The 15,029-nt window shown below is 64.3% G+C and carries 19 protein-coding genes; all 19 read left to right on the top strand.

Annotated elements, in window-relative coordinates:
* The first annotated feature begins 75 nt into the window (after window positions 1-75).
* The 19 genes from R4P65_RS18065 (at window position 76) to R4P65_RS17975 (ending at window position 15,027) form a co-directional block, all read left to right on the top strand.
* Complete coding sequence (locus R4P65_RS18065) at window positions 76-1,404, top strand: HNH endonuclease (protein ID WP_317827555.1); 1,329 nt, start codon at window positions 76-78, stop codon at window positions 1,402-1,404.
* Window positions 1,401-1,778, top strand: a complete 378-nt coding sequence (locus R4P65_RS18060; RefSeq protein WP_317827554.1) for a hypothetical protein — start codon at window positions 1,401-1,403, stop codon at window positions 1,776-1,778. Before R4P65_RS18065 ends, R4P65_RS18060 begins: the two co-directional genes overlap by 4 nt.
* A complete protein-coding gene (locus R4P65_RS18055) occupies window positions 1,775-2,941 on the top strand; it encodes a DUF6221 family protein (RefSeq protein ID WP_317827553.1) in 1,167 nt (388 codons plus the stop codon). The genes R4P65_RS18060 and R4P65_RS18055 overlap by 4 nt, the downstream gene beginning before the upstream one ends.
* On the top strand, window positions 2,938-3,471 hold the full coding sequence (locus R4P65_RS18050; protein WP_317827552.1) for a hypothetical protein: 534 nt from the start codon (window positions 2,938-2,940) through the stop codon (window positions 3,469-3,471). The genes R4P65_RS18055 and R4P65_RS18050 overlap by 4 nt, the downstream gene beginning before the upstream one ends.
* On the top strand, window positions 3,461-4,087 hold the full coding sequence (locus R4P65_RS18045; protein ID WP_317827551.1) for a hypothetical protein: 627 nt from the start codon (window positions 3,461-3,463) through the stop codon (window positions 4,085-4,087). The genes R4P65_RS18050 and R4P65_RS18045 overlap by 11 nt, the downstream gene beginning before the upstream one ends.
* Window position 4,088: 1 nt before the next feature.
* Entirely contained in the window at window positions 4,089-4,460 is a 372-nt protein-coding gene (locus R4P65_RS18040; protein ID WP_317827550.1) for a hypothetical protein, read from the top strand.
* 53 nt (window positions 4,461-4,513) lie between these two features.
* The gene (locus R4P65_RS18035) at window positions 4,514-4,873 is read left to right on the top strand and encodes an HNH endonuclease (RefSeq protein ID WP_317827549.1); all 360 of its coding nucleotides are present in this window, start codon (window positions 4,514-4,516) and stop codon (window positions 4,871-4,873) included.
* A gap of 96 nt (window positions 4,874-4,969) precedes the next feature.
* Window positions 4,970-5,449, top strand: coding sequence for a hypothetical protein (locus R4P65_RS18030; RefSeq protein WP_317827548.1), 480 nt, complete (start codon window positions 4,970-4,972; stop codon window positions 5,447-5,449).
* On the top strand, window positions 5,433-6,905 hold the full coding sequence (locus R4P65_RS18025; RefSeq protein WP_317827547.1) for a hypothetical protein: 1,473 nt from the start codon (window positions 5,433-5,435) through the stop codon (window positions 6,903-6,905). The genes R4P65_RS18030 and R4P65_RS18025 overlap by 17 nt, the downstream gene beginning before the upstream one ends.
* A 5-nt stretch (window positions 6,906-6,910) precedes the next feature.
* Window positions 6,911-8,257 (top strand): phage portal protein, encoded by a 1,347-nt coding sequence (locus R4P65_RS18020; protein ID WP_317827546.1) that lies wholly within the window; start codon window positions 6,911-6,913, stop codon window positions 8,255-8,257.
* Window positions 8,257-10,026, top strand: a complete 1,770-nt coding sequence (locus tag R4P65_RS18015) for a hypothetical protein (protein WP_317827545.1) — start codon at window positions 8,257-8,259, stop codon at window positions 10,024-10,026. The genes R4P65_RS18020 and R4P65_RS18015 overlap by 1 nt, the downstream gene beginning before the upstream one ends.
* Window positions 10,023-10,310 carry a hypothetical protein gene (locus tag R4P65_RS18010; protein WP_317827544.1) on the top strand — a complete coding sequence of 96 codons (288 nt, stop codon included), beginning with the start codon at window positions 10,023-10,025 and terminating at the stop codon, window positions 10,308-10,310. Before R4P65_RS18015 ends, R4P65_RS18010 begins: the two co-directional genes overlap by 4 nt.
* A gap of 152 nt (window positions 10,311-10,462) precedes the next feature.
* Complete coding sequence (locus R4P65_RS18005; protein ID WP_317827543.1) at window positions 10,463-11,113, top strand: hypothetical protein; 651 nt, start codon at window positions 10,463-10,465, stop codon at window positions 11,111-11,113.
* A gap of 67 nt (window positions 11,114-11,180) precedes the next feature.
* Window positions 11,181-12,320, top strand: coding sequence for a P22 phage major capsid protein family protein (locus R4P65_RS18000; RefSeq protein ID WP_317827542.1), 1,140 nt, complete (start codon window positions 11,181-11,183; stop codon window positions 12,318-12,320).
* A 16-nt stretch (window positions 12,321-12,336) separates the two neighbouring features.
* Complete coding sequence (locus tag R4P65_RS17995; RefSeq protein ID WP_317827541.1) at window positions 12,337-12,846, top strand: hypothetical protein; 510 nt, start codon at window positions 12,337-12,339, stop codon at window positions 12,844-12,846.
* Window positions 12,843-13,205, top strand: coding sequence for a hypothetical protein (locus tag R4P65_RS17990; RefSeq protein ID WP_317827540.1), 363 nt, complete (start codon window positions 12,843-12,845; stop codon window positions 13,203-13,205). The genes R4P65_RS17995 and R4P65_RS17990 overlap by 4 nt, the downstream gene beginning before the upstream one ends.
* Before the next feature lies 1 nt (window position 13,206).
* Window positions 13,207-13,557, top strand: a complete 351-nt coding sequence (locus tag R4P65_RS17985; RefSeq protein WP_317827539.1) for a hypothetical protein — start codon at window positions 13,207-13,209, stop codon at window positions 13,555-13,557.
* Window positions 13,554-13,994 (top strand): hypothetical protein, encoded by a 441-nt coding sequence (locus R4P65_RS17980; RefSeq protein ID WP_317827538.1) that lies wholly within the window; start codon window positions 13,554-13,556, stop codon window positions 13,992-13,994. Before R4P65_RS17985 ends, R4P65_RS17980 begins: the two co-directional genes overlap by 4 nt.
* A gap of 91 nt (window positions 13,995-14,085) precedes the next feature.
* Window positions 14,086-15,027, top strand: coding sequence for an Ig domain-containing protein (locus R4P65_RS17975; RefSeq protein ID WP_317827537.1), 942 nt, complete (start codon window positions 14,086-14,088; stop codon window positions 15,025-15,027).
* Window positions 15,028-15,029: the final 2 nt, after the last annotated feature.

Here is a 15,029-nt window from a genome sequence, read left to right as displayed (position 1 = left end):
CGTCCGAGCGCTCGCGCGCCCCCCTGCCCGGTTCGGCCCGTTCACTTCCAATCTCATTGCGACGACAGGATTCCTGTGTCTTGGTTTCAGACCGATGACAAGTTCCCCACCAATCGGAAACCGCGAGCGTTGGCGGAACGAGCGGTGGATGGCAATCTCGACGGCCTAGCAGCGCTGGGTTTGTGGGACCTCGCCGGCGCCGATTGTCAGGCATCCGGCACCGACGGTGTCGTCAGGCGTACTGACGCGATCCGGCTGGTGCTCAACCCTGAAATCGTCGACTACCTGGCGGGGTTGCTCGTGGGTGTGCGCCTCTGGCACGCACCCGGCCACGACTGCCCACGCTGCCCGGCCGTCGAGCCAGGAACGTGGTTGTTTCACGACTGGTTCGACATCGGTTACGACCGAGCCGAGTCCAAACGACTCGGCGAGCGTAAGAAAGCGGAGCTGAAAAACAAGGGCCTCATAAATCAGGTGTGGGCGAGGGACTGCACAGACCCGGGAGTGACAGGCGTCGGTAAGTGCCGCTACTGCGGGGTCGTACTCAAACGCAAGGACACTCGATCCGCGGTCCGGCCGTTCATCGATCACGTCGACCCCACGAAAGCCGAAGGCGTACGCAACCTCGTCCTCGCGTGCAGTGGGTGCAATCAGAAGAAGGGCAATCGGACGCCCGCAGAGGCCGGCATGAAGCTGCTGCCACAGCCGCGTCCGACTGTTGCCACCGTTTCGTCCGTCTCGCCGCAGCGCGCCGCCGCTGGGAACGTCTCGCCGGGTAATGCCGCCGCAGGGACCTTCTCGCCGTCGCCGAGCGTCGCAGGGACGGACGAAACAGTGCCAGCCCACCCCGGAACCCCCGCAACGGTGTCGCAGCCGTCAGCGACCGCAGGGCAGTCCAGTACGGGCAGCTCGCCGCTGACACGCTCCGCAGGCACCACCGACCGGGAGTCCGACCACTCTGAGACCACCGACCGACCACGGGAACGACCAGACGAAAACCACGGTAAAAACGCTGTCCTCGCACGTACGACGCGCACGAGCGCGCGCCAGGTGGGGTCAGGGTGGGGTAAGGGTTTGGGTAGGGGTGTGGGGGAGGGTTCCGGTGTTGGGTCACCAGCTGATCCCCACCCACGTGAGATCCCTCGTAAACGACGTCGACGCAGAGGCCGTGGTCAATCCACCCCGCAGTCGCAACCTGTGATGCCACCAGTCTCAGAGATCACCCCTGACAGAGATCCCAACCTCGATGCAGGCGAAGCACCAGAAGTGTTTACACCAGCCAGATTCGCATCACCGTGGAATCGGTGGACCGGACCGCCGTCCACCGTCGACGAGACCACCTGCCGAATCCACAACATCGAAGACCCCTGCTGGAAATGCGACGAGGAAGGACCGAACCGATGACCACCACCGAGCAGCTCGACGAAGCCTCGATCGAGCGCCTCGACCAACTCGCCCTCCACCTCGTCGGCATCGTCCACGGCGACGGCGAACAGCGCGAGGTCGCCACCCTCACCCGATCACTGACCCGAGAGCAACTCATCGGACTGGCGATCTCCTGCGCCGCGATGGTCGACCCCGGCAAGTCCGTCGACCAACTCCTCGAATGGCTCGACCCCACCGCGAACCACTACATCGACGGCAACCGCTACACCGACTCCCAGATCCGCGACGCCCACGCAGCATTCACCGGCGGCGACCGCAGGGACAAGATCGTACGAATCGAGAAGGCATACCAGAAGCTCATCCGCTCGTCAGCGATGCGGGCACGCCGATGATCAACCCCGATCATCTCTGCCGAGCGGAGCACCAGTGCCGCGGCCGCCGCCGAGACGTCGAGTCCGGAGGCTGGCTGCCGGCACTCACCCTCACCCCGAACACCCTGTGCCATTCGTGCGTCCTGTGGGTCGAAGGCGCTGTCGCGCAGCTCGGTACAGAACACGATGCACTGCAAGCACTGTTCCTCGACCCGTCCGCGCGCCCCGGCGGCGGAGTCAAGGCAGCATCACCGGCGCCGGCCGTCCCGATCAACGTCTACACCGACGCCCTCGCCCAAGACATCCGCGAGACCGTCCATCGATGCGCCGAGCTGATCTGCGAAGCCATCCGCCGTGACACACCGGAGTCGGCGTACTTCGGATCCCACTACTCGATCGTCGCCAACAACGTCGACGTCCTGCTCACCATCCCCTCGCACGAGACGACGGAATGGAACCGCGCAGGCGACGACTGGATCTACGTCGTCCACGACGGACCGACACTCGCCCTCAAGCTCGTAGACCTGCACCGCCGAGCACGCGCCACCATCGGCCAGGAACGCGGCCGCGACCGCATGCCCCTGCCCTGCCCGCGCTGCGAGGAACACCAACTCGGACGCTGGCACGGCTTAGTCACCGTCGACTGCCTCGCTTGCGGAAGCCGCTGGGCCGAATCCGACTACAAGCAAATGACTCTCGTCCTCGCAGCCACACCAGGGCTCACACCGCCGCCACGCATTCGGCACCTCGCATCCCACTACGGAAGGACCAACCGCATGACCAACATTCTCGAATTCCTTCACGCCCGCCTCGACGACGAGGAGGCGATCGCGAACAACGCACTGCACGCCGACGCGACCGAGCCAGGCGTGTGGATGACCGAGCACCACGACTCGGAATTCAACCTCGAACCCAACCACTGCCACATCGCCGAAGATCGCACCGGCCACTACTGGACAGTCGCGAGCGAGGTGTTCATCCCCAACGCCGAGCACATGGCCCACCACGACCCGGCACGAGTACTCCGCGACATCGCCGCCAAACGAGCTGTCATCGCCGCACTGATGGAGATCCCAGCAGAGCACGGCAAGGACGCAGGCTTCCGCGCGATCGGTAAGTCAATCCCAGCTATGGCGGCCGTGTACTCCGATCACCCTGACTACCAGAAGGAATGGGCACTATGACTGACCGCCACGGCAACCACACCGACCCCGTCCCCACGAGAGTGCTGGAACTCGCAGACCGCCACGGACTCACTCTCAAGCGAGCAGAAGAACTCCAGAACGGAATCAACATGATGATCGCCCGGGCCGCCGCCGCTACGGAAGGATCAACTCAGATGACCGACGTCGCGACACACACAGTCGCCATCACCGGCATAGACGAGCATCCGCGAATCGAATTCACCTGCAACGGCGGCGCCGAGTCCGCCTGCCACAACTATCCCGGATGTGACTGCGAGAGTTGGGATGACGATCACCACCACCCGAAGGTCACCCACCTCACTTGCTGGATGCAGCCCTGGTTCGACAACGACTGCATCAGCCCGATGGCCGCGCAGGGTGCTCTCGACGACTGCGAGTACAAGGTCGGCATGAGCGGCCCGATCACCACCGAGTTCTGCCGCGACTTCGTCGAGTGGGAGTTCGTACCCGCCAAGCCTTCAGCCTTGCCGGCTATCGTCAACGATCCGGTGCTGAGCGATGGCGACTGATCTGCGGGCGATCATGGACCGGGACGAGCGGATGTCGAAGATGATCCGCGACCCAGACCTCATCGACGATGCACTGTTGTTTGCGTTGGCGGGAATGGAAGTCATCAAGCAGCGCAGGCAGAGTGGCCGACGGCGCGACTTCAAGAGCTCACATTGGATGGACGAGATCGCCCAGCTCGCGTTCGGTGGCGACGAGACGAACGCCCGCTACCGAGTCAAACGTGTGATCGCTGACGATGTGCCACGGTACGAAGTGTTGCACCCATTCACTATCACCTGCCCTGCACCGATGATTCGTCGAGATGGACTGTGCGGGAAGCCGGCCAGCACGTACTGGGTCGATCGTGACCCGCTGACAGGCGAAGGCGAGCATGTCGGCTACTGCTCGCGGCACTTCACACCACAGGTGGACATCGCCAAGCGCGAGCGGCTCTCGGACTGGGTGGCGAACGGTAAGCCGTCCCCGCCGCCGAACCGTGGTCGTGTCCTCGCTCGGTACTTCAGCACCGATTGGGCGAAGTGGTACGCGTGGGCAGCTCCGGGTCGCACACCGATGGAGGGCGGCAAGGAAGCCACACCGCCTCGTCCGGTGTTCGAGTTGATCCAGGGAGGGTGAGATGGGTGTGTGGCCGAACGCGGCTGATCGTCCTGTCGATGTGGCTCGTCGTGTGGCGCAGTCGTATCGGACGGCATTGGAGTCGGTGAGTCCGGACCTGTGCGCTCAGATCGATGCTCAGGCCGTGGAGGTCGGGCAGGGTTGGGTGGTGCCGAATGCTGTGCCGCTCAACACTGATGAGCTGATGAGCGCCAAGGATCTGGAGGCCGTGCTGTTCGTGCCGGCCGCGACGATCCGGACGTGGGCGCATCGCGGCCTGCTCTCGAAGCGCACGGCCGAGGATGGCAGTCCGGTGTACCTGGTGTCCGAAGTATTGGCACACAACGCACGGACTCGACGAGCGCGCAAGGAACGTGGTCTCGACACGAGTTGACCTGCGCTTGCGTTGCTCTCGTGTTTCAGGAACACTAGAGACCACTGGCCGACGTGACTTCGCAGCACGTCGGCCTTCGTCGTATCCAGGGTCTGGAGGTCGGCATGGCCCACACACCACGGAGCAAGGGACGCACCGGCCGGCCTTACCGCCGAGCAGTCGAACGAGTGAAGCGCCGAAGTCAGGTCTGCTGGCTGTGCAACGAAGCGATCGACATGTCGCTCAAGTGGCCGGACCCGATGAGCTTCAGCGCGGACCATGTGGAGTCCGTGAAGTCGCTGCCTCCGAACGATCCCAAGCTCACTGACCCGAAGAACCTTATGCCAGCACATCTTTCGTGCAACTCGCGGCGAGGTGACGGCAGCCGCGAGGCGCCGCGCCAGCTGCGGTGGTCGCGGCAGTGGCTCGTCTGACGCTCTGACCTGCACCCCTGGGGGGTACCCCCGGGGCCGGCAAGGCGGGGGACCGCACAGCGCCAGCGCCCTTTCTCTCCCCAGGGATGGTGAAAAATGCCAGGTCAGGACGCCGAAACCACCGATGTGGCAGCGGTCACAATTCCGCCGGAAATGCCGAAAGGCCTGCTCAAACGCGGTCGCGGCTTGTGGGACGAGAAGGCACAGATCTTGGCCGGCCATCCGCTCGGGTTGATCGTGCTCGCGGAGCTGTGCCGCACCGTCGATCGGTGTGAACGCCTCGACGCGCAGCTGCGCGGCCGCGACAAGGAATGGATGAGCATCGATCTCGATCCATTCTTCCGCGAGCACCGGCTCTCCGACGGCGTCACCGTCGTCGACGTCACCGCCAAGGTCGTGATGAACGCGCCGCTACGTGAGGCACGCCAGCAGCAGACAGTTCTCAAGCAACTCGCGGCGCAGGTCGACGCGTTCGAGCGCGCAGCTGTCGATGCCGGTGCAGGACGGGCAAGTTCACCGGCCGAGACACCGGGCGTTCCCTCGATCATGGACAAGATCCGTGCTCGAAACGCCTGACGTCGGCGGTGCGGTGGCCGAGAAACCACCGCTGGACGGTTCGCAGAAGCCGCGGTTGTCCAACTACCCGACGTTCTTCACCACGCTCGGCGACGACGCGATCGATCTGTACGAGGCGACCGGGTTCGAATTGCTGGAGTGGGAGAAGGATGCTTGCCGGCATCTGATGGGCGAGGAGAAGAACTTTCGGTGGAGTTCCCCGCGTTCGCTGATCATCGCGCCGCGCCAGAACGGTAAGAACGTCATCGTCGAGGTTCGCGAGTTGGCGGGGTTGTACCTGCTCGGTGAGCGCAAGATCCTGCACACCGCGCACGAGTTCAAGACGGCCAAGGACGCGTTCGTTGACCTGTCCGCGCGCATCGCGAAAATCGAAGAGCTCGAGGACATGTGCCTGCTTCCGCATCGCACCTCGAACGAGGAGGTCTCGATCCGGCTCAAGCCGCATCGCGGCGAGCGAGATCCGCGCTACATCCGGTATCTCGCCCGCACTGCGGACGCGGCGCGAGGGTTCAAGAAGGTGGATCTGTTCGTCGGTGACGAGGCGTACGCGATCACCCACGAACAGGTCGCGGCGTTCCGGCCCACGCAGTCGGCGGCGCCGAACCGTCAGTTCATCCTGCTGTCGAGTGCGGGCACGGGTAACAGCGAGTTCCTCGCTCAGCAACGCAACGCCGGTATCGAGCACACGTCGAGCGGGTTGCTGTTCCTCGAGTGGTCGGCGGACCCGGAAGCTGACCTGGATGACCACGACGCGTGGGCGATCGCGAACCCGTCGTACCCGATCCACAAGACGCACGAGTTCATGCTCGAAGAGCGCGAGCTACAGGGCGAGATCCAGTTCGCACGCGAGCATCTGGGCATCTGGGACGACCCGCGTGTGAACGCGGTGATCACCCCGGCGATGTGGGAGGCGTGCAAGGACGAGGAGTCACAGGTCCTCGACCCGGTCGCGATCGCGGTCGATGTCACTCCGGATCAAGCATTCTCGTCGATCGCGATTGCCGGCCGACGCGAAGACGGATTGCCGTATGTCGAACTCGTATTTCACGAGCGGGGCACGCACTGGGTGGTCGAGACGGCGGCGCGGCTCAGCCTCGAGCACGACGCTCTCGGTGTGGTCCTCGACGGCGGTGGGCAGGCGGGCGCGTTGATCGCGGGATTCCGTGAGATCGGGTTCGAGGTCGAGGTGACCGGTGCTCGGGACATGGCGCAGGGCGCCGGTGCGTTCTACGCCGAGGTCGAAGAAGAACGTATGCGGCACAACGGCGAACCGGATCTGGTGTCGGCGGTCGCGGCGTCACGCAAACGTCCTGTCGGTGATGCGTGGGCATGGGACCGGCGGGACACGTCGGCAGATATCAGTCCGTTGGTCGCGTGCACGTTGGCGTGGCACGGATACACGAGGTTGATCACCGCGGACAGCTCCAAGCGGGTGCGCAGTGGGAAGGTGTGGTGATCTGAATGCTCGACGAGAAACAAGCGGTCGACGTCGCGAAGGAACTCCTTCCGAAGTTGTACCAGGAGCGTGCTCGCCTGACGACGTTGGACAACTGGTATCGCTGGAAGCAGGCGGATCTGACGTTGCCGAAGTCGGCGACGAAGGAACTCAAAGCGCTACAGGATCTGGCGAAGACGCCGTGGTTGTGGCTGGTGGTCACGACGCTGGCGCAGGCGATGTTCGTCGACGACTATCGCTCACCGCAGGCGAAGGAGACGTCGCCCCAATGGACGACGTGGCTGGCGAACGGAATGGACGTGCGCCAGATCGCAATTCACCGGGCCGCGCTCGCGTACGGGTATTCGTACGCGGTGGTGATGCCGGGGATCGACGATCTCGGGCGCAAGCAGTCGGTGATTCGTGGCGTCTCGCCGCGGAGGGCGTTTGCGGTGTACGAGGATCCGGCCGAGGACGAGTGGCCCGTGCATACGCTGCGCGACGATTCGGGCGGGAAGCTGCGCCTGATCGACGACGAGTTGGTGCACACTCTCCAACGCGAGGGCGACGGCGGAATCCGGCACGTGAGCTTCGATGTTCACGGCGCCGGCCGCTGCCCCGTCATCCGGTACGCGAACGATCTCGACCTCGAAGGCCGCGCGACCGGCCAGGTGGAGCCGTTCATCGGCGTGGCGAGCCGGATCAACAAGACCACCTACGACCGTTTGCAGACGCAGCACTTCAATTCGTGGAAGGTCCGCACGGTCTCGGGAATGGCCGAACCGGAGACGGACACGGAGAAGGCTCGTGCGGAACTGCTGTTGCGGCAGAAGGATCTGCTGATCGCCGAAGATCCGGACACCAAGTTCGGGACCTTGGACGAAACTCCGCTCGACGGGTTCATCAAGGCAACAGAGTCCGATGTCGAGGCACTGTCGGCAGTGAGTCAGACACCGTCGTACGCGTTGACCGGGAAGCTGGTCAACCTCAACGCGGAGGCGTTGGTGGCTGCTCGTCATCCGTTGACGCAGAAAGTATTCGAGATCCGCACGTCCTTCGGTAGCTCACACAACCGCACCATGCGGATGAGTGCGTGGTTCGAGGAGGACTACGACATCGCCACCGATGTCAGCGCATCCGTCAAATGGCAGGACCTCGAAGCACGTTCGCTCTCGCAAGCCGTCGACGCGTACGGCAAGGCCGCGAAGCTGCTCGGTGTTCCGGTGCAAGCGCTATGGGGTCGGATTCCCGGCGTGTCGAAGTCCGACGTCGAGGAGTGGCAGAAGATGGCCCAAGACAGCGATCCGTACGCGGAGTACTTGCGCAGCCAGTACGGCCCGGACTCTTCGGCTGATCATCTGCTGGGGGTCTGATGGCGCGCACGAAACTCGGTCGCAAGCTGACCGAGTTGCATCGGCGCGCGCAGCTGCGGCTCTCGGCTCAGGTGGTCGCGGATCTGCGGCGCGCGTGGCGGATTCTGGCGTTTCAGCGTTTGGACGAGACGCAGGGTCCGTGGTTGCAGGTGGCGGTACCGGTGATCGAGGCGGCGCACATGCAGTCGCAGGAGATCTCGGCGCAGTACGTGCAGGACTTCCGCGCTGCGGAGCGTCCGGAGCTGCGACCGATCCCGTGGGTGGAGCCGGTGCGCACGGTGCTTCGGGAGGATCGAACGCCCTCCGAGGTGCCGGTTCCGGACAGCACGGCGAAACCGTCCACGCGGAGCCGGGTTACGGACTCCTCCCAGCCGGGGCAGTCTGCTCGTTCGCGGGTCCGCGTCACCGATCCGGGCCCGACGCAACGCGAATCGCGATCACGAGCGCGGGTCACCGACAACACTCCAGCGGTCACTCGGACTCGTTCACGGTCGCGGGTGAGTGTGGCGGAGCCGATCGAGCTCGACCTCGATCGGACTGCTCGCGGGTTGTTGATCACCGGGCCGGTGCGGGCACGCAAGCTGATGCCGGCGCCGGAAACCGACGCGATGGACAAGGCGTTCGTGTCCTCGACGTCGGCGGCGGTGCGCATGGTTGCCGAGGGTGGACGGGACTTCACACAGAAGATCGTCGAACTCGACCGCGAGGCATTGGGATTCGCGCGGGTGACGAAAGCCGAGCCGTGCTGGTTCTGCGCGATGCTGGCCAGTCTCGGCGCGGTCTACAAAGGTCAGACGTCGTTCTCGTCGACGGACGCTCGGTACACCGGCGGCGGCACAGCCAAGGTGCACGACGGGTGCCAGTGCACGTTGGAACCGATCTACGACGAGACCGCGGATCTTCCCGGCCAGACCGCCGAGTTCCGAGCGTTGTGGGACGAGGCGACGGCCGGTGCGAGTGGGCACGAGGCGACGGTGTTGTTCCGGCGTGCGTACGAGGGGCGGACCCAGGAGAACGATCCAGCGCATCCGGACACGCCGAAGGAACCGGAGAAAGGCAGCGACGAGTACAAGCGAGCACTCGCGGAGCGGTTGCTGCCGAAGTTCGAGAGCCAGCTCGAGACGCTGCTCGCGGACGGCCGAGGCGAAGACTCCGAACCTGTCATCTACCACCGCGCACAGATCGCCCGTCACCGCGAGGCTCTCGGACTCAGGCCCGGCGAGAAGACACCGGACGCGAAGGCCGGCGGCGGGAGTACTCCTCCTCCGAAGGTTCCGAGTACTCGCAGCGTTGCCAGCGGCGACGAGGGCGATGCGTGGCGGGTGCCGGATGCGGAGGTTCCGGCTCAGTATCCGGACGTCGGTGGTGACGGAGGCGGCGTGCCGTTCACTCCGGATCAGCGTCCGAGCGTCGATGCGCGTTTCGCTCACATCGCGGACGGTGACAAGAATCGGGACGGGAAGATCGTTTCCGGTGGTCACCGCTTCGGAAGCAACGTCATCGGCAAGGACGGACGCCCGAAAGAAGAGTTCCCGGACGTTCCGGACACGCAGCTCAAGGCGATGATCGATCGGGCACTCGCAGATCCGACGTCGATCACCCGGCGCGGCGGTCAGATGGACTTTCGGCGGATCGTCGACGGGTGTCCGGTGGTGGTGCGGGTGCGCGGCCGGGAGGGTCCGGGGCGGATCAACACGGCGTATCCGGCGTGGAAGGAACTCGAAAGGGCTCGGACTACCGGCGAAGGGCGGCTACTATGGGGACTGTGAGCAGGACATTCGAGGATTTCGAAGACCTGGCCGAAGCGATGTATCGCTCCGGCCGCTTCGTCGATTCCTCCGACGTCGCTGATGCGGCGGTCTCGGCGTACGAGGCGGGCGAGTACTTTTACTCCGTCGTGTCGATGGTCGAGTTCGCTGCCGATCATCAGATCACGCTCGGCGAGTTCCGCAGCGAGGTCGATCGACTGATCATCCCGCTCTTCGACGACGAGATCGACCTGACCTCGTTCCGGGAGTACCTCGACAAGGTTCCCAACCGCAGAGCCGCATAAGTAGTTTTCACCAGCTACACCCGAATGCCCCGTTGACCATCTGGTCCGGGGTATTCGGCGTTTCATCACGACTTCCTCGCCGGGTTCGGTGAGGTTCGCTCACGGTCAGCGATCAATGACTGGTATGCCGACGGGCTCACGGGAGAACAATCATGAATGTCAAGACCACACGTGCTTATGCCGGATTCGGTTTCGGGCACGCGGACCCTTTCACGTCGCTGTCGATGCGGGCGTGCCGCCAGCATCCTCGCCGAGATCCGAACGGGCACAAGCCCGGCGGTGACAACGGCGGCAACGGCGGAGATGGCGGTGACGGTGGCGAAGGTGGTGACGGTGGAAAGCCGTTCACTCCGATCACCACTCAAGCCGACTTCGACAAGGCGATCAGTGCGCGGCTGACTCGTGAGCGGGCGAATTACGCCGATCACGACACCTACAAGGCCAGCCACGACGAGTTGCAGAAGATTCAGAACGGACAAAAGTCCGAGGCGCAGAAGGAGCGCGAACGCGCCGATGCTGCTGAGAAGCGGGCGAACGAGGCCGAGCATCGGGAGCTGCAGCGTTCCATTGCCGAGGCCAAGGGCATTCCGCTCAAGCACGCCGGCCGACTCAAGGGCGCCACCAAGGAAGAACTCGAAGCGGACGCTGACGACTATCTCGAGGATTACACCCCGCCGGAAGGCGGTGGCAGGCCCCCGATTCCGGGCAAGCCCCGTGAGAATCTGCGCGGCGGCGGCGCTCCGGACGAAGAGCCCGAGGAAACCGATCCCGCCAAGTTGGCGGCTCAGATCCCTCGCAACTGATCAACCACTTCGCTGTCGGCATGGCAGCCGACGTGGCCAACATCCCTATCAACCATGAGGAGCAACCATGCCGAATACATACGTCAAGGCTGAAACCGTGATCAACACCGCGCTTGGACTTCTCCAACGCGAGATCGTGATTCCGAACATGCTCTGGCTCAACGGTCTCGGCGACTTCGCCGGCGCCAAGGACGACACGATCAGCCTCCGAGTTCCGGGCCGACTGACGGCGCGGACGAAGAAGCTGCGCGCGACCGGGGCGGACCGGAAGATCCAGACGGACACGATCGCTCAGACGAAGGTGGACGTCACCCTCACCGACGACGTCTACATCGCGGTGCCGATCACCGACGAGGAGCTGACTCTCGATATCAAGGACTTCGGGGTCGAGATCCTCAACCCCCAGGTGCGGGCCGTCGCGGAAGGTCTCGAGAACGGCGCGGTCGAGTGCATGCGCGCCGCCGACTACCAGGACGTCCTCATCATCGACAAGTCGAAGGTGTACGACAGTTTCGTCGACGCCCGTAAGGCGCTCAACGACGAGAACGTTCCGCTCGCGCAGCGCGGCGCGGTCGTCGGATCCGCTATCGAGGCGGCGATCCTCAAGGATCCGAACTTCAAGCATGCCGACCAGGCAGGTTCGGATTCGGCGCTGCGTGAAGCCGTCATCGGCAAGATCGCCGGGTTCACCATTGTGGTCTCCAACGCGCTCGACGACGACGAGGGTTACGTCTTCCACAAGACGGCGTACATCATGGCCACGCGTGCGCCGGCTATCCCGGACGGCGCGAGTTTCGGCAAGTCCGCCTCGTTCCAGAACCTCGCGATGCGTTGGCTCAAGGACTACGACTTCGAGAACACCACGGACCGTTCGCTCGTGGGCACGTACGCCGGATACGCGCATGTCGAAGAGGCGGACGGCCGGTTCGTGCGCGCGGTGCAGATCCAGCTCGGCACCGGCTCGATCACTGTCGAGCCGACCACGGCCTCGATCGTCGTCGGAGGAAACACTCAGATCACGGTCAAGGACGACGGCGGCGATGCAGTCGCGTCGCGCACGGCGACGTACACCAGCTCTGATCCGACGAAGGCGACCGTGACGCCTACCGGCAAGGTCACCGGCGTTGCGGCGGGTTCGGCGACGATCACCGCGAAGTACCAGAACAAGACGGCGACGACGGCGATCACCGTCACCGCTGCGCCCTGATCGAAAGGAGTAGGCGATGACTGAACCGACCGGGCCCGCGAGACTGGCCACCACCGATCAACTCAAGGTCCGGTTGGGGAAGTCCTCGTTCACCACCAAGGACGAGGCCCGTGCGGGTGCAGTTCTCGACGACGTCTCTGCCTTCGCTCGCAGCGAGGGCAGAGAGTGGCCGGACGCAGCATCCGCCGGTGCCGACGTCGTGGCGGTGGTGCTCTCGGCGTCGATGCGGGCGTTCAACAACCCGAACATGTACGTCTCGCGCGCTGCCGGGGTGTTCAACCATCGGGTGCACGATTCCGCTTTTGCGACAGGAACGTTCACGAAAGCCGAACTCGACATTCTCGCTCGTGCTCGCCGCAAGCCGGGCCGGTCGTCCGGGTTGTGGACGCAGGCAACGACGAAGGGCGACTACGGGTTCCCGACTGGATTCGTTCCGGTGGAGGGTTCGTCGGAGCCGTTCCCGGTGTACGCGGAGGATGATCCGTTCAACGCGTACGGCGATCACTACCCGGGCGGCTCTCGATGATGCCCGGGCTGGGCGAGACGATCGTCGTTTACCCGCCCGCCGCAGCGACTGTCGTCGATCGGCACGGCGACACCGACGCACAGCCCGCCGAGTACGAGGTCGAGGACGTCCTGATCGATTGGGACGCCTCGATGGAAACCGCCGGACGTGGCGCGAGCGGTGCCCGCGCCACTGCCGGTGGCGGTCGCCAGGTGGTCACGAAGGTGATTCTGATCTGCCCGGAAGGCACCGAGATTTCCAACGGCGCACGGGTGAAACTGCGCGACCGTGACATTTACCAGGTTGACGGTGATCCGGCGACCTGGCGTTACGGCGACTGGGAACCGGGCGTGATCGTTCGGCTCAAGGGGGTGAAATAGCTTGGCAATCAGGAACTATCAACCCAACCATGCTGGCATCGGTCAACTGCTCAAGGGCGGCGAGATGCGCTCGTTGGTGCGTGAGCGTACGGAGATGGCAGAAGCTATCTATCGGGCGCGGGTGGTGCGGCGCACCGGAATGTTGGCGCGCGATACCCGGGTGTCGACGTTTCTCGGTGGTCCGCTCAACAACATGGCCAAGGGCGATCGCTGGGTCGGCCGGTTGACGGTCGGCAATCAGCGAGTCGTCTACGCCGCGAGTCACGAGTTCGGTACCGACGACGGCGACGAGCGGATAGTCGCAGGCGCGCACGATCTGCCTGCGGTGCTCGCGGAATTGCGGAACATATGAGTGTCAACAACTTTCCGCCAATCGATGATCTTCCCGATTGGCCGGACGTCGAGGACCTTCTGTGTACGTACTTCGAGCGGTTCGGGACGGCCGTGACGCAGCGGCCGGCCCCGGACGACTTCGAGGCGATGCTCGCTGCCGGCGGAACATTTATCGAAGTGCTCCGCGCTGGTGGGGGCGCTCCGGACGGCCGACTGGACTACGCGCCGATGGTCGTCGCGGTCACCACTGCCAAGCGCAGGCAGTCGTGGCAGGTGATGAACCAGCTCCGCAAGGCCGTCAAGGTCGCGAACAGCGGCCTGACGATCGACGGCACTCTGGTTCACTCGATCACCGAAACCGGTGAGCTGTCGATGGTTCCGCAGATCGATCCGGAAGATCGCACGGTCGAGCTGACGTTCCTGGTCGTCACTCCGTTGCCGCGTCGCAGTCGCTGACCGCGCCGCACCCTCTGAAGCCATCCGATGATCGGGTGGCTTTTTTCATGCCCGAGAACGGGATTCCCTCTTTCACTCCGATAGGAGCACCATGTCCATCTCCTCGTTCAAGAACGCCAACGAAGAACTGATCATCTCCGCGATCGACATCGCGATTCTTCTCACCCCATTCTCGAATCCGATGATCGAGACTCTCGAAGATCCGACGACCGGTGATCTCATCACGCTGCCGGAGCACTGGCGCTCTGTCGGTTTGACGGAGAAGAAGTCGGGTGTGAACATCGGCAACGAGACCTCCTCGACGGACATCGAGTCCTACGGTGAGTCGGAGCCGACGAAGAAGATCATGAACAAGCGCACCGGCAGCACGGATTTCGTGATGCAGGAGTCGAACCGTCAAGCGCTCGAGCTTTTCCATCAGGCCGACTTCTCCGGTATCGAGCCGTCCGCGCACGGCGGGATCGTGCTTCCCGGGCAGGGCCGTCCGACGATGCGGTTCTACCACGCCATCTTGCTCGGCTACGACGGCACCGAGGGTGCGGAGATCTACCCGTACTGGCTGCTGCCGAAGGTGTCGGTGACCAAGGTCGACAACCAGTCCACCAACGACGACGGTTCGATCACCTACCACCCGACACTGACCTGGTACAAGGACCGCAACTTCCTCACAGACCTGGTCAAGGGTGGTACTGCATACGCGCAGGGTTTCTGTGGTCTCGGCTGGGCGAACCTCGTCGAGGCTGCCGGATTCGGCCCGCCTGCCGGTACCACCCTGGCGATCTCGACGGCCACCCTGCCCGGTGGCACCGTCGGAACGGCGTACTCGCAGACACTCACTGCGGTCGGTGGCAACGGCGCGAAGACGTGGTCCCTGCAGACCGGAACGCTGCCGGCAGGCCTGACGCTCAACGCGTCGACCGGCGCCATCACCGGATCGCCGACCGCCGCCGGTACCTCGAACGTGACCGTCAAGGTCACCGACGCCGCACTTGCTACCGCAACGAAGGCACTGACGATCGTCGTCAGCGCCTGACC

Origin of the sequence: Rhodococcus sp. IEGM 1318 (assembly GCF_033142465.1) — a bacterium.
Taxonomy (GTDB): domain Bacteria; phylum Actinomycetota; class Actinomycetes; order Mycobacteriales; family Mycobacteriaceae; genus Rhodococcus_F; species Rhodococcus_F qingshengii_B.
The sequence above is the reverse complement of the archived record's forward strand: the minus strand, read 5'-3'. Positions and strand labels throughout refer to the sequence as shown.

Coding starts and splice junctions, on each gene's coding strand:
- R4P65_RS18060 (WP_317827554.1), top strand. CDS start 1,401: ATGACCACCACCGAGCAGCTCGACGAAGCCTCGATCGAGCGCCTCGAC.
- R4P65_RS18040 (WP_317827550.1), top strand. CDS start 4,089: ATGGGTGTGTGGCCGAACGCGGCTGATCGTCCTGTCGATGTGGCTCGT.
- R4P65_RS18030 (WP_317827548.1), top strand. CDS start 4,970: ATGCCAGGTCAGGACGCCGAAACCACCGATGTGGCAGCGGTCACAATT.
- R4P65_RS18015 (WP_317827545.1), top strand. CDS start 8,257: ATGGCGCGCACGAAACTCGGTCGCAAGCTGACCGAGTTGCATCGGCGC.
- R4P65_RS17995 (WP_317827541.1), top strand. CDS start 12,337: ATGACTGAACCGACCGGGCCCGCGAGACTGGCCACCACCGATCAACTC.
- R4P65_RS18020 (WP_317827546.1), top strand. CDS start 6,911: ATGCTCGACGAGAAACAAGCGGTCGACGTCGCGAAGGAACTCCTTCCG.
- R4P65_RS18000 (WP_317827542.1), top strand. CDS start 11,181: ATGCCGAATACATACGTCAAGGCTGAAACCGTGATCAACACCGCGCTT.
- R4P65_RS17980 (WP_317827538.1), top strand. CDS start 13,554: ATGAGTGTCAACAACTTTCCGCCAATCGATGATCTTCCCGATTGGCCG.
- R4P65_RS18050 (WP_317827552.1), top strand. CDS start 2,938: ATGACTGACCGCCACGGCAACCACACCGACCCCGTCCCCACGAGAGTG.
- R4P65_RS18005 (WP_317827543.1), top strand. CDS start 10,463: ATGAATGTCAAGACCACACGTGCTTATGCCGGATTCGGTTTCGGGCAC.
- R4P65_RS18045 (WP_317827551.1), top strand. CDS start 3,461: ATGGCGACTGATCTGCGGGCGATCATGGACCGGGACGAGCGGATGTCG.
- R4P65_RS17975 (WP_317827537.1), top strand. CDS start 14,086: ATGTCCATCTCCTCGTTCAAGAACGCCAACGAAGAACTGATCATCTCC.
- R4P65_RS18055 (WP_317827553.1), top strand. CDS start 1,775: ATGATCAACCCCGATCATCTCTGCCGAGCGGAGCACCAGTGCCGCGGC.
- R4P65_RS17990 (WP_317827540.1), top strand. CDS start 12,843: ATGATGCCCGGGCTGGGCGAGACGATCGTCGTTTACCCGCCCGCCGCA.